The 14286-nt window shown below is 64.2% G+C and carries 11 protein-coding genes; all 11 read left to right on the forward strand.

Annotation, left to right across the window (positions count from 1 at the left end; translation table 11 throughout):
- Window positions 1-13 precede the first annotated feature (13 nt).
- Complete coding sequence (locus ACO9S2_RS10515; RefSeq protein WP_423721983.1) at window positions 14-1732, forward strand: phage tail sheath family protein; 1719 nt, start codon at window positions 14-16, stop codon at window positions 1730-1732.
- Between the two features lie 21 nt (window positions 1733-1753).
- Window positions 1754-2203: a phage tail protein gene (locus ACO9S2_RS10520; RefSeq protein WP_423721985.1), complete on the forward strand. Its 450-nt coding sequence runs from the start codon at window positions 1754-1756 to the stop codon at window positions 2201-2203.
- 154 nt (window positions 2204-2357) lie between these two features.
- Window positions 2358-3929 carry a phage tail sheath protein gene (locus ACO9S2_RS10525; protein WP_423721986.1) on the forward strand — a complete coding sequence of 524 codons (1572 nt, stop codon included), beginning with the start codon at window positions 2358-2360 and terminating at the stop codon, window positions 3927-3929.
- A 50-nt stretch (window positions 3930-3979) separates the two neighbouring features.
- Entirely contained in the window at window positions 3980-4453 is a 474-nt protein-coding gene (locus ACO9S2_RS10530; protein ID WP_423721989.1) for a phage tail protein, read from the forward strand.
- Between the two features lie 18 nt (window positions 4454-4471).
- Window positions 4472-5542, forward strand: coding sequence for a hypothetical protein (locus ACO9S2_RS10535; protein ID WP_423721992.1), 1071 nt, complete (start codon window positions 4472-4474; stop codon window positions 5540-5542).
- Between the two features lie 202 nt (window positions 5543-5744).
- Complete coding sequence (locus ACO9S2_RS10540; RefSeq protein WP_423721994.1) at window positions 5745-6833, forward strand: phage late control D family protein; 1089 nt, start codon at window positions 5745-5747, stop codon at window positions 6831-6833.
- Window positions 6830-7519, forward strand: a complete 690-nt coding sequence (locus tag ACO9S2_RS10545; RefSeq protein ID WP_423721996.1) for a phage baseplate assembly protein V — start codon at window positions 6830-6832, stop codon at window positions 7517-7519. The genes ACO9S2_RS10540 and ACO9S2_RS10545 overlap by 4 nt, the downstream gene beginning before the upstream one ends.
- Complete coding sequence (locus ACO9S2_RS10550) at window positions 7513-9018, forward strand: hypothetical protein (RefSeq protein ID WP_423721997.1); 1506 nt, start codon at window positions 7513-7515, stop codon at window positions 9016-9018. The genes ACO9S2_RS10545 and ACO9S2_RS10550 overlap by 7 nt, the downstream gene beginning before the upstream one ends.
- Window positions 9015-9413, forward strand: a complete 399-nt coding sequence (locus ACO9S2_RS10555) for a GPW/gp25 family protein (protein WP_423721998.1) — start codon at window positions 9015-9017, stop codon at window positions 9411-9413. The genes ACO9S2_RS10550 and ACO9S2_RS10555 overlap by 4 nt, the downstream gene beginning before the upstream one ends.
- A 3-nt stretch (window positions 9414-9416) precedes the next feature.
- The gene (locus tag ACO9S2_RS10560) at window positions 9417-11702 is read left to right on the forward strand and encodes a putative baseplate assembly protein (RefSeq protein ID WP_423722000.1); all 2286 of its coding nucleotides are present in this window, start codon (window positions 9417-9419) and stop codon (window positions 11700-11702) included.
- Between the two features lie 30 nt (window positions 11703-11732).
- Window positions 11733-14258 (forward strand): phage tail protein, encoded by a 2526-nt coding sequence (locus ACO9S2_RS10565; protein WP_423722001.1) that lies wholly within the window; start codon window positions 11733-11735, stop codon window positions 14256-14258.
- The last annotated feature ends 28 nt before the right edge of the window (window positions 14259-14286 follow it).

The raw sequence follows: 14286 nt of genomic DNA on the forward strand, positions 1-14286 counted from the left end.
AAGGAGGAGCATCGTGCCAGAATATCTTGCCCCAGGAGTCTATGTTGAAGAGACGAGTTTTCGAGCCAAGTCGATTGAAGGGGTCGGGACCAGCACCACGGGATTCGTCGGCCCGGCGCGCAAGGGGCCGGTGGGAGGCACTCCGGAACTGCTCACCAGCTTCGGCGATTTCGAACGCATCTACGGCGGACTGGACAACCTGGAATATGGCACGAACTTCCTCGCCCATTCAGTCAGAGCCTATTTCGACAACGGCGGGTCGCGTCTGTATGTCACGCGGGTCTATGCGGCACCCGGTGGCGGCGATGGCCTGGCGAATTCCCCGGACATCGTGGCCGATGCCGATTCGACCCGCCGGGCACGCTGCGTGACGCGGTTTCCCGGTCAAGCGGGAAACGGCCATGTGACGATCCGGTTGCAGACTGCGCCGGCCACCAAACGCACCATGAACGCCGCTCCATCCGGAGCGATGGTCCGATCCGGTTCAGGCGCGGGGATCGTGTTTCACGTCAAGCAGAACGGCGCCTGGGTGGATTCGGCGGCAGGGACGCTGGATTTGAGCGGATTGGCCGACACGGCGGCTCCGAACGGCACTGCCGATTTTCTCAGCATGTCGGTGGTGGCGACGGATCGCGATGGTCATACCACCGGCTTTGACGATCTTGGATTCGACCGGAGCCACCCGCGGTGGATCGGGAACGTGCTGTCGGCGACGCCGTCACGCCGGAGTGATGCGTTGGAACAATGGCTGGCCGTCGAGATCGGATCGGCCGTGAGCGCGTTTGATTTGAGAGCCGGGCTCTTCGCGAGCGCCGATGTCTGGTCGCAGGCGCTGACCAACGGCAGCGACGGCACCGCACCGAATCAGGCCGCGTATGAAGCGGGGCTCAAAGAATTCGAGAAGATCGAGGATCTCTCGATCGTTGCCGCGCCGGGTTCGTCGGCCTATGTCGATGCGCAGGGTATCCTGGGCGCGTTGATCAGCCATGCGGAGCGGGCGCGGGCCTATCGCATTGCGGTCTTGGACACACCGGCCGGCAAAGCCGTGTCGGAAGCGAGGGAGATCCGGGGCCGCGTCGATTCCAAGTATGCCGCGCTGTACTACCCCTGGGTGGTCGTCAGCAATCCGTTGGCGCGTGCCGGCGATGCCAGCGTGCCGCGCGAACTGTCGTTGCCGCCATCCGGCTTTGTCTGCGGTGTGTATGCGCGCAACGACGTCGAGCGGGGCGTGCACAAGGCTCCGGCGAACGAAGTGGTGCGTGGCGCTCTTCGATTCGAGCGCGATGTGAATTTCGCGGAACAGGAAGTGCTCAATCCGCTCGGCGTCAATTGCCTGCGGTATCTCAGCGGACGCGGTTATCGGGTATGGGGAGCGCGGACGGTGAGTTCCGATCCGGAATGGAAGTACGTCAACGTGCGCCGCTACATGAATTACCTGGAAGCCTCCATCGATCGCGGGACGCAGTGGGCGGTGTTTGAACCGAACGGCGAACGGCTCTGGGCCAATGTCCGCGAAACAGTCTCGGCCTTTCTCTACAACGAGTGGGTGAACGGGGCGCTCTTGGGCGCATCGGCGAAAGAAGCCTTCTTTGTGCGGTGCGATCGCAGCACGATGACGCAGAGCGACTTGGATAACGGCCGCTTGATCTGCCTGGTCGGCGTGGCCGTGTTGAAACCGGCGGAGTTTGTGATCTTCCGCATCGGGCAGAAGACCGCCGACGAGCGGAACTAACCGGGACGAGGAGGACCCATCATGGCAGCACGGACGACCCCCTACGGGGCATTTAATTTCATCGTGAACATCGACGGACAGGAAGCCTTCGGCGGGTTTTCCGATGTGTCCGGCCTGAGCACCGACATTACGGTGGCCGAGTACCGAAACGGGAACGAGCGCGAAAATCACGTCCGCAAAGTGCCGGGGATGCACAAGGTGTCGGACGTGACCTTAAAGCGAGGCATCGTCAATTCCACCGATCTCTGGGCCTGGGTGAACGACGTCCGGCAAAACGGGCCTTCCGCCAAGCGGACGGTCGTGATCACGATGCTGGACGAGGCGCGCAATCCGGTGATGGCCTGGTCGCTGTCGCGGGTGTTCCCGATGAAATACTCCGGCCCGACCCTGGCCGCGAAGGGCGGCGGGGATGTGGCCATGGAAGAGTTGGTGTTGTCGGTCGAGGGGCTGGAATTCGAGCAGGTCGCCTAGCAGTCTGCTGAAAAAGACCGCCAGCGGCGTTCTCGCATCGCTCAGCGCCTCGACGTACTGCGAAGAGTACGCCTCGGTGCTTCGCTCGCTGCGGCCTTGCTGAACGGGTTTTTTGAGCAGCCTGCGAGGCGACAGTCGAACGGGACAGGATCATATGAACGGCATTCAGTTCGAGGAACAGTCTCCGGTTGTCGCCGTCGATCCGAATCGGGCGGACATTGCCTGTTTTGTCGGCTTTGTCGCCAGACGGGAGGGATCGGCCATTCCGCAATTCGTCCGGGACTGGATGGGCGAATACGGGTGGACTGCCGCCTTGCTCGGCCGTCCGGGATTCGACACTGAGGCATTGGACGACGTGCCGGTTCCAATCGACTCCTGGGAACTCTTCGATCGGTTGTTCCGCTGGGAGCGGCGCACCGGCGAGTCCAGCGGTGTCGCATATCTGGGCGCGGCCGTCCGTTCGTTTTTTGCCCAAGGGGGGCGCAAGTGCTACGTCGTGCGCGTCGGCGATCCCTGGGAGCGCGGCCTCGCGCGCCCCAGCCGTCTGGCGCGAGTCGATGACCTGATTCCGGGATGGGCCGCTGGCCAAGTGACGTGCACGCCGCTGGCCCGCACGAGTTGGAGCGGGGTGGGGCATCTCTTTGGATTGCCTGAAGTCTCGTATCTGTGCCTGCCGGACTTGGCCGAGGCGTTTGCCGTCGATCCGGAGCCGGCCACGGGTCCCGAGTTGCCCCTGTTGCCGGAGCAATTTGTCGAGTGCGGCGCTGAGCCGGCCGATCCTGTGGCAGGCGATCTGGTGCGATGGGCGACCGCGCCGCGATGCGATGAAGCTGCCGCTCGCGAGTGGGCGACGGCCGTGAATCTGTTGGGCGGGATGATTGCGCGGTGGCAGCGAGAGGTGCAGCTGGTACTGGCCTTGCCGCTGCCGAAAGCGGGGACGCAGATCGAACGGGATTGCCATGGATGGTTGAGCGATCAGGCTAACGGCATTCTGGACGCCGGATTGGTGGAGTCGAGTCGGCCCGGGGTTGCAAGTGCGTTCGTTCAATTGGCCTTCCCCTGGGTCCAGACATCCGGGTCGAATGCCCTCCCTGAGCGGCTGGAAAGCCCGGATGGAGTATTGGCCGGGGTGTTGGCCAGGAACGCGCTGATGCGAGGCAGTTTTCACAGCGCCGCCGGGTTGCCGCTTGTCGAGGTATCGGGAGTCTCGCCGGCATGGGGCGCCGAACATTTTGAGCGTCCGGCCGGCCGCGCGGGAGAACGAGGAACGCGCCGGCGGTCGATGGTCGAGCGCGTGTCGCTTCTCGGTCAGGCTCCGCGAGGATTTGTTCTGTTGTCCGACGTGACGACCAGCATCGACGAAGGGTATCGGCCGGCCTGCGCGAATCGCCTGGTCACGGCCATCGTGCGAGCGGCCCGTCGTGCCGGAGAAGATCTCGTGTTCGAGTCGTCCGGAGAAGCGCTGTGGGGACGGATCCGTGAGAGCTTACAACGGCTGCTGGCCGGTCTCTTTCAAGACGGGGCGTTGCGCGGCGCCACCCCGGCCGAGGCATTTCAGGTGCGCTGCGATCGCAGCACGATGAGCCAGAACGATCTGGATGCCGGGCGTGTGATCGTCACGGTGCAGTTCCAGGCGGCGTTGCCGATCGAACGGATCACGGTCGTGCTGGGGATGCACGAGGGCGGGCAAGTGTCCGTCCTGTCTTCGGGGAGCGCTGTTGCGTGAGCAAGGGCCGGGGATTGTCGGCGAACCATCGAAGGTGAGGCGATGCGGCTATGAATGGTACCCAAGATCCGCTCAGCCCGTTCCGTTTTCAGATCTCCTTCTCGGAGGAACCGCTCGGGGGCGGCGCCGCTTCCGTGTTGTCGTCCCTCGACGGAGGGTTCGCCGAATGTACCGGATTGGAGGCGACCATGGAGCCGGTCGTCATCCGGGAAGGCGGACGTAACTACGGCGCGGCCCAACGAGTCGGGCCGGTGAGCTTTGCCACGGTGGTGTTGCGGCGCGGCATGCTCCGCAGTCAGCACCTCTGGCAGTGGTTCGCCATGGTGACGCAAGGGGGCGCCTACGCGCATCGGCTCTCGCTGTCCATCGTGATGCTGGATCATGCCGGGGCTCCCGCAGTGACCTGGGTGCTGCGCCATGCCATGCCGGTGAAATTCAAGACGGCGGACCTCAACGCGAAGGCGTCGGAAGTCGGAATCGAAGAATTGCATGTGGCCCACGAAGGCTTGGAATTGGTCTCGTAACCGGAAGGCCCTGCCACGATGAGCGACGCACAGCGAGTGCAGAAAGCCGTTTTTACGCCGCAAAGCGGGCCGCAGCAGGGGCAGGCGATCACGGTGCATTTCAATCCGACCTCCCTGCAACTGTCGATCGCCAATACCTTGGGAGCCAGCGGCGAATCCGGCGACACCAAGCAGTATGTCACCGGGAGTTCCGCCACCCTGACGATGGAACTGACGTTCGACACCACGGATGTCGGGACCGATGTGCGTGTGGCAACGCAACGGATCGCCGCGCTCATGGAACCGGATGAGCAGCGGGTTCCTGCCATTGTGCGGTTCGAGTGGGGGACCTTCGTGTTTCAAGGGATGGTGCAGTCCTACCAGGAGACGATCGATTTCTTTTCGCCATCCGGCGTCCCGTTGCGCGCGAGGGTCAATATGAGCATGGCCCGACAGGAGTCCGTGTTTGCCGCGGACAGCGCCGGTTCCGGGGCTGGTGAAGACGGCGGGGATGGGGCGGTATTGTCTTTCTCTGCCAGTGCCGGCGTGACGGGGATCTCGGCCATGGCCGGTGTCGGAGACGTGGGCCGGGCCTTAGGTGTTGCGAATGGCTTGGAGACGTTACGGTTTACCAGTGGACCGGTCTCGTTGGGGACATCGGTCTCGCTCGGCGGTCCGGTGGCCTTCGCGTCCGGCGGGGCAGGCATAGGGATTGGTATTGGCGGCGGAGTCGGTGCCGGTGCGGGCATTGGCGTGAGCGGTGGGATCGGCGTCTCGGGCGGGGCCGGAGTTTCCATTGGAGGCGGCGCCTCGGCCGGGGTCGGCGGTGGGAGCGGTATCGGAGGAACCATTGGAGGATCGGCTTCCGCCGGCGTGTCTGCCACCCAGGGCGCCTTTGCCGGATTACGGACTGCGCCATCAGCTGGGTCGCCGCCTGCGCTGAATCCACGCCCGTTGTTTCCCCGCGCTGACTCGGTGGGACTGGCGACCGACCAGGGCGCGCAGTTCGGCGTGGGAGGCCGGGCTAGAGTGGAAGGCTCTGCCAGTTTGAGCACGGATGTCGGTGTGAATGCCAGTTTGGCATCCAAAATTCGGTTCGATGAGAGGTAGTCCATGGGCGTCGTGATCGATGAAGTCATTGCCGATGTGCAGCCGGAACCAACGACGGCGGAGAGTCGTCCGCAGGCGACGGGTCCCCGACAGCCACGACCGGATGTCGCATCGGAGTTACGCCGTTTGGCGTCCCGGGCGGCGAGGATCCATGCTGACTAGCAACCTGTGTGAAGGCAAACGACGATGAAGGTGTGTGCCCATGGGTGAACGTCCTATCAGCCCTACGGCGGTCTACAGCGCGAGGCCGACGGTCCGGATTGATCAGCAATCCTATGCCAAAGTCTCCGAGCTGCTGATCGGGATGGATGTCACCGAGCAGGAAGGCGGGCTCTCGACCTTACAGCTGCGGCTGAGCAACGTGGCGAGTGATCCCAGCGGCGGCGCGTCGTTTGCGTTCGAGGACGGGGCCATTGTCACGCTGGGGAAAGCCGTTGCGGTGTACGCCGGGCCTGGGTCGTCGCCGACGGAAATCTTTCGCGGCACGATCACAGGGGTGGAAGCGGAGTTTCGTGAAGAGGGGCCCCCGGAATTGCTGATTCTCGCGGAAGACGCGGCGCAACAGGCGCGCATGACCCGGCGCACGAAGACCTACGATGACCTGTCGCTCGCGGACCTGGCGCAGACGGTGGCCGATCGTCTGGGCCTCCAACCGGTCGTGACCGGCTTCCGCGATCGCCTCGGAACCTGGGTGCAGTTCAATGAAAGCGATCTGGCGTTTTTGCGCCGGGTGCTGGAGCGCTACGACGGCGATGTGCAGGTGGTCGGAAACGAATTGCATGTCTCGCCGCGTCAGGATGTACAGCGGGGGAACGTGGAGTTGCGCATGTACGGCCAACTCCGCAGCGTCCGCGTCCTGGCCGACCTCGCCCATCAAACGACAAAAGTCACGGTCGCCGGTTGGGACGTTGTGCAAGGATCGCGACTTTCCGCGGAGAGCACCGGCGCGCATCGCGGGCCAGGCGAAGGGGTGACCGGGGCCGAGCTCTTGAGTCGTGCATCGATTGACCGGACAGAGCACATCGGGCATCTGACTGTGCGGACTCAGGACGAGGCCCGTGCCGTCGCGGACAGTGCGTTCGACCAGCGGGCCCGCCGGTTTGTCTGTTTGGAGGGCACGGCGGAAGGCAATCCGACGATCCGCGTCGGGACGCATGTGACCATTGCCGGGATCGGGCCGCGGTTCAGCAATACCTACTATGTGACGAGGGCCAGCCATCGTTTTGATCTGGAAGTGGGCTACCGCACGCAGTTCGAAGCCGAATGCGCCTATTGGGGAGGACGGTCATGAAGGCCGGGAATCGGTTCGAGAGACAGTCCGGAGCCTGGACTGCCGGTTATCTGGCGGAAGTCGTGTCGGTCGAAGATCCCGATCGGCTGACGCGGGTGCAGATCCGCCTGCTCAATTGCGACGGGCTTGATGACCAGGACGGGCCGGTCTGGGCGCGGGTGGCCGTGCCCTTCGCAGGGGCCGACCGGGGGGCGTTTTTCCTGCCGGATGTCGGTGATGAAGTGCTGGTCGTGTTTCTGAACGGCGATCCACGCTTCCCCATGGTAGTGGGAGGCTTGTGGAACGGCAGCGACCAGGCGCCGGATTCCCTGCCGGGCAATCGTGTCGATCGCTGGACCATCACGGGTAAGGCCGGCACGAAGATCTCCATTGTCGAAGAGCAGAGAGGACAGGAAAAGATCGTCTTTGAAACGCCTGCGGGAGTGCAGGGGACGTTGACCGACGAGGCGGGTGGAAAGATCAAGCTGGAGGCCGCGGGCAATACTGTCACGATGGAGACGAGCGGCGTCACGATCCGGGCTGCGGCGAAGGTGACGGTGCAGGCCAGCCAGGTCGAAGTCAGTGCGGGCATGGTGACCGTCAACGCCGGAATGTCCAGATTCTCCGGCGTCGTCCAGTGCGACACGCTGATCACGAATACGGTGGTATCGGCCATGTATACGCCGGGGGCGGGCAACGTATGGTAACGCATGACGTCACCATCCAGGGGGCCGGAGCGGCGCCCGCGACCGGTCCGGTGATCCTGGAGCGGACGGAACAGGACTTTCTTCCCGCCGTCCTGGATCGTCTCTCGCGCGAACAGGGGTTATCGGACGTGATGAAATCGGCAGCGAACCATCGCGACGCCAACGGCGTGTTGAAGCTGTTTCAGCCGATTCATCGCACGTTTCATATCGCGTTGCTCGATGCCTCCTGTCTGAGTTTCGGCCGACCACGGCTGGATCCTGCGAAGATCGCCGGGGCCGGTTTGGTTGTCCGGCGTATCTCGACGAACGGCACGGGCGGAGAAGTTCGGGAAGCCTGGATGCAAGAGGATCGGCTTTTTCGGGGGTGGGTGCCGTTTCCCAACGCGGAGCAAGAGTCGCGTGACCCCGATCCGGCCTTCCGTCGCCCGGAGTTGTCAGCCGGGCATGTTGAGATCAACCGGCTGTTGGCCATGCAAGCCGGCCATGCGGTGAACCTTCGCGAGCAGCAGGCGCCGTTGTTCGTCGCGCCGCCGGATATCTGTCGTGCGACGGGGCGCACGCTTCTGTACGGGGTGATTCCCGTGACCAGTTCCGAGATGACTGAGTCGCCGACATTCCCCGCCTTTACTGAAAAAGATTTGGAGGGGCATCTCCACCGATATCTGACTGCCGGCGGCCCGCGGCCGCTCCCCTTTGCTGGATCAGCTTTAACCACATTGAATCCCGATGCCCCGGCGCTCGCCGATTTTATGGTGCTGCTCAAACAGCTGGCCATCGAGTTCGACGCCTTCGGCGAGACGGTATCGGCCCAGGCATTGTTCGCTGGGCTCAATAGCCTCGCGTTTACCCGGGAGCAGGGCACGATCAAGGCGGGGGATTTTCTGAAAGCTGCCTCCGCGGTGTTGTTGGAGCGGGATCTGTCCGGTGCCGCCTCGCAGACGATGCCGGGCGAATGGCCGAAGATGAGCGAGGCGCAGGCTTCAATGCTGGCCAAACTGGTCCTTGGGACAATGCAAACCCGCCTCTCCCAACTGGGCGGAGGACAAGGGCGGTTCGGTGAGGAAGGGCGCCGGTATCGCGTTCGCGCTTTTGTGCGCGTGAAACACGATGACCGTTGTCCTCCCGAAACGGTGTGGAGTGACTATAGCGAACCTTTCACGATTGCGCCCTGGTACGACAACAACGGGGCGCCTCCGGTGCAAATTTCGTTGCCGGACGTCACGGACAAAGGCTTTCTGAAACGGCTGAAGCCGAATGTCGCCTTTGCCCTGCCGGAAGGCCTCTTCAATCTGCTGCAGGGCGATGCCAAACAGTTGTCGGAGGGGAAAGGCAGCACAGGACCTAAGTTGGGCATCCAGTGGCTCTGCAGCTTCAGCATTCCGTTGATCACGATTTGCGCGTTTATCGTGCTGAACATCTTTTTGCAGCTCTTCAACCTCATCTTTCAGTGGCTGTTGTACATCAAGATCTGCATACCGATTCCGGGGAGGAAATCATGACACAGACAACGCTCCCGCGACCGCCCCTCGGCTGGCCGCTCCTGCCGCAGCCGGATGCCGAGGGGCTTCTGTCCTTTCCATCGTTGGAGGAGAGCGTCAGACAGGCGATCCGGGTCACTCTGCAAACGAGACCGGGCGAACAGTTGATGCGGCCCGATTTCGGCGCGGGGTTGAGCGAGTTTCTGCATGAGCCGAACACGCTGACGACGCGACGCCGGCTCCGCGACGCCGTGTCCGAAGCCCTGGGACGCTGGGAGGACCGCATCCTGCTTGATCGCGTGGATGTCGCCGAGGTGCCGGATGAACCGACTCATGTGCGGGTGGTCATCGGCTACCGGTTGAAACGGACGGGTGTCTCGCAACAGCTGGGACTCACCGTCGAGGTTGGAGGCTAACCGATGCCGATTCGCCCTCCAGCCCTCGACGATCGCAGCTATCAGGATCTGGTGGAAGAACTGCTGGCGCGGATTCCGGCGCATACGCCGGAATGGACGCACCCGCGGCCCGGCGATCCCGGGCGGACCCTCCTCGAGCTGTTCGCCTGGCTCACCGATACGCTGCTCTATCGGGCCAATCTGATTCCCGAGCGGCAGCGCCTGGCGTTTCTGCGCTTGCTCGGCGTCTCAATGCGGTCGGCCGTTCCCGCTCAAGGACTGGTCAGCCTGCAGATCGACGATGAGACGATGACGCAGGCCGTGGCGATCCAGGCGCGGGCCACGATCGAGAAGCCCGTGCCCTTCGAGACGAAGACGGAACTCACGGTGCTGCCGGTGACGGCCGAGGTCTTCTACAAGCGGCCTTTAAATGACGAGGAGCAGAAAGACTTCGCGGCGGTCGTTCCGGGTCTTCAATCGGTGTACCGGCTGGCGGCCTTGCCGACGCCTTATGTGACGACTCCGATCTTCGTGGACGGCGCGCCCGATCCGAACGGGTTTGACTTGATGACACAGACGGTGGATCGGTCGCTTTGGCTGGCGCTCCTCGCGCCAAAGGCGACCGCGCCGGACTTGCAGGCGCCGCTTGTCGGGCAGATCAGAGAGACGCTGGGGCGCAATGCAAGCGGCGGCCAGCAATTGCTCTCCATCGGCGTGATGCCCTCGATCGCCGTTCCCGCCTTGTTCGAAGACATCGGTCCGCGCGCGCGTATCCCGCATGTGTGGGAGATCGGCACGGTCGATGAGCGGGGCGAGCCAGACTATCTCACGCTGGATGTCGTAGCCGACACGACGGCGGGATTGACACGGCAGGGAGTGGTGCGGGTGGCGCTGCCGGCGGCCTCGCGGATTCGCGTGCCGAGCAACGATGTACGCGCCAATCTCAAGGCCGGGGTGGGCGATGCGCCGCCCCGGTTGGATCAACCCGACCGGGCTGCATGCCTGGTCGCGTGGATTCGCGTGCGTCCGACGTTGAAGTCGCTGCAACAGCTGGCGGTGAGCTGGGTGGGCATTAATGCGGTGGAGATCGATCAGCGCAAGACGCTCACCAACCGGGTGATCGCCCACAGCACGGGGGCCGCCGATCAGGAATGGCAGCTGCCGGGTCAGTCGGTCGAAGCGGAAACGCTGGCCATTCAAGTTGAAGAGAGCGGGCGCGGATTTCAGCCTTGGCAGAGAATCGACGATCTGGCCCTGGCGGGCCGGGATGCGACCGTCTACCAGCTTGACCGGGAAGCAGGCACGATCCGGTTCGGCGACGGCATGCGCGGCCGCGTTCCCGAAACCGGCATGAGGATCCGGGTTGCGGTGATGCGGGCCGGCGGCGGAGCGGCCGGGAATGTGCCCCCGGGCAGTCTCACCACCCTCGCGGCGCGCGATCTGCGCGGCGCGGTCGTCACGACCAAACTGAAAATGTCCCAGACCTTGCCCACCGACGGCGGCGCCGATGCGGAAACGCTGGCCGAAGCCGAGCGGCGCATCCCCGCCCTGTTCCGGCATCGTGATCGAGCGGTGACGGAAACCGACTATCAGGAACTGGCGGCCAGGACGCCTGGCGTGCGGATGGGACGTGTGGAGGTGCTGCCGCGGTTCAAACCCCAACAGCGGCGCTTCGAGGTGCCGGGCGTGGTGTCGGTGATGGTGATTCCGTTCAAGGAGGGGAGCGGCTTGCCGAATCCCCGGCCGGATCGGCCTTTCTTGGAAGCGGTGCACGGCACACTCAGTCCGCGCCGCCCGCTCGGAACCGAGCTGTATGTGATCGGCTGCGAGTATGTGCCGTTGGGCGTGAGCGTGGCGATCACGGTGAAGGATGGCTTCGGCGCCGGTGATGGAAGCGAGGCGTCTGCGGGGTCCGGCGGGTTGTCGCGCGAGACCGTGGTGGCTGAGGTGCGCGAAGCGCTTCGCCGAGCGCTCTGGCCCTTGGCTCCCGGCGGTGCCGATGGAGCAGGCTGGCCGTTGGGACGAGCCGTTCGCGATCGGGAATTGGAAGTGGTCGTCGCCCGCGTGCCCGGAGTCAGCGGCGTGGCGCCGGTCAATCTGTTTCAACGGCAGGGTCAGGACTGGAGCAAATTGCCGAGAGCGTCAGCGGACTCGCCGGTGCAGCTGACCTTGCAGCCCTGGCAACTGCCGGAGTTGTTGAGCGTGGTTGTGGTAGTGGGCGATGAGGCGCCGGACGATCTGCGCGGGGTGCCGAATCCCTTTGCGGATCAGGCGGGGGTTGCGGTGCCGGTGGTGCCGGACCTCTGTTAGCCCAGTTGCTGAAGCGGTAAGGATTTTGGGATGGATGCCAACGGGCTCAAACACTGGCTGCTTGCCGATGGGCACCACTGGCGGATCGAAGGGGATCCGCCGGATCTGAGCTATGATACGGTGCGCCGGCGCCTCCGGCTGGCCGGGCGGAGAGCGATCCCTTTCGTCGGCGACGCAGAAGCGGCGGTCGTCGAGGCTCAAGCCCTGTCCCGTTTGGAATTGGTCCCGGACACGATGGACCGGTTCGGGATGCGCGCATCGTGGGATGGGGCGGCGCAGGCTGTCGTCGCGACCGGCGCGCGACCGGGGCGGTTCCCGATCGTGCCGATTCCGACCGGGCAGGCTCCGTCCGATGTCACGATGGGCTATGACGATGTGCTGTACGTAGCGCTGGGCAACCGCATCCTGCTGCATGACACGCGTGACCGGTGGGCGCCGGTCTCGTTGGAGTCGGCAGAAGGGACCGCGTGGCGGCTGGCGGCGGATCCTTCCGGAGGGGTCTGGGTCCTGGACCGTGTCAGGCGCAGGATCGGCCGCGTGATCGGCTTACCCTTTCCGGACCGACCATCCGCTCCGTACAATCCCGACGTCGTCCGGCCCTGTTCAGAGAACCCTCATCCTCCGCACCTGCTCGATGCCGCTCAGGTGACATTTGCCGCCGACGAACAGCCGGTGGCGCTGGCCTGTCGCGCCGATGGCGTTGTGGCGGTCTTGATCTGGCTGTCCGGAGGAGAAGCCCGCGTCCGGTTATTTGATCCCGCCGGATGGCAAGGTCCCGCGATCACGCTGCAAGGCGCCCGTCGCCCTTACAGTGCGGCCTGGGTCGGACTCGACCGGCTGGCGGTGCTGGTGGTCGGGTTGCCGAATGAAGCCTTGGTCTATCCCATGCCGACTGAGGCGGCTCAGGCCCCGGACACTTCCGCCATCGTCGCGGAGCCGGTCGGCGATCTCTATCCTTTGACGGATTATACCGGCGTGCCTTTTGTGCATACCCTCAGCGATTCGCCTCGTTATCAGACGACAGACGGATCAGCTGGGTTGCATCCCATCTCGTTGCCATCCTTTAAGACGCAAGGGCAGGCCGTGAATGCCTCGCTGATCGACAGCGGGTCTTCGCAGACTGTGTGGCATCGGCTTTATCTTGAAGCAGAAATTCCGGCTGATTGCGACGTAGTGATTACCGTGGCGGCCAGTGACGAAGCAGTGCCTCCTGCATCAGAGGAGGATTGGCATCCCCATTGCTTCGGAGGCGCGAAGGGGCGACAAGGGCGCGTTCCGCAGGCGGCCTGGGTTTCCAGCCCGTCGGAAGTGCCCTTGTATCCAGGCCTGCTGAACTGCCCCTTGGTGAAGGATCGGGCGGGGCTGTTTACGGTGCTGATTCAGCGCGCTAATCGAGCGGTCACGCAGCTGAAAGGGCGCTATCTGTGGGTGCGCGTCCTATTCAGCGGCAACGGCCGGGCGACACCCGAAGTTGCTGCGGTGCGGGCCTATGCTTCGCGGTTCTCTTACAGGGACCGGTATTTGCCGGAACTGTATCGCGAAACGAAGTTCGGCGATGAGGCGGAGGCGGTACTCGCGCCCGGGCAGGTCGCGACGCCCTCTGATTTCCTGGAGCGCTTTCTCGACAACATGGAAGGGGTGCTGACGCCGATCGAAGACCGCATCGCGTCGGCCTATCTCCTGACTGATCCGCGGACGACGCCGGCTGAAGCTCTGGAATGGTTGGGCAGCTGGATCGGGGTGTCGTTCGATCCGGCCTATCCGAACGATCGCCGCAGGCAGCTGATCGCCTCGGCGCCGGAACTCTATCGTAAGCGCGGGACGCTGGAGGGCCTCATGCTGGCGCTCGACATCGCGACCGGCGGCGCGGTCACGAGCGGCGAGATCGTCGTGCTGGAAGACTACCGGCTGCGCCGCACCATGGGGACGATCTTGGGCGGCGATTTCGCGGACGAGGAAGACCCGCTGCTTGGCGGGTTGGTGGTCAGCGGCAATTCGCTGGTGGGCGACTCGTTGTTTCTCGGACAGGAAGAGCGCCGCGAGTTTCTGGCGCTATTTGCGGCGGACCTTGAAATGACGGCGCGAGAGGAGCGAGCGGTGGAGGAGTTTCTCGATCGCCTGGCCTTTCGGGTGACGGTCCTGGTGCACCAAGAAGTCGAGCCGCAAGACTTGGGCTTGATCAAGCGCGTGGTGAGCCTGGAGTCCCCCGCCCATGTGGCGGTGCGAGTGGTGACCGCCTCCGAGCCCTTCCTGGTCGGTGCTGCTTCGTTGGTCGGCGTCGATACCTATCTTGGCCCGTCCCAGCCGGTGCGGCCTGTGCGTGTCGGGCGGTCTCGTCTGGGACGGCGCGATGTCCTCGTGCACAGCCCGAGCCTCGATCCGCGGCTGGACACCCTCGTCCAGGCGGCGCCGCCGACGGCTGCACCGGCTCCGGTGGCGGATGCGGGCAGCGATCAGACCGTTGGCTTCGGCCGTTCGTTTCAGTTGGACGGGAGCAGGTCACGGGCGGCCGAGGGCCGCCGCCTCGTTCGATATGTGTGGGAATGGTTGGGATGACCGGGATCGGTAAGTTCATTCACATGAA

Source organism: Nitrospira sp. NS4 (assembly GCF_049546785.1).
Classification (GTDB): Bacteria; Nitrospirota; Nitrospiria; order Nitrospirales; family Nitrospiraceae; genus Nitrospira_D.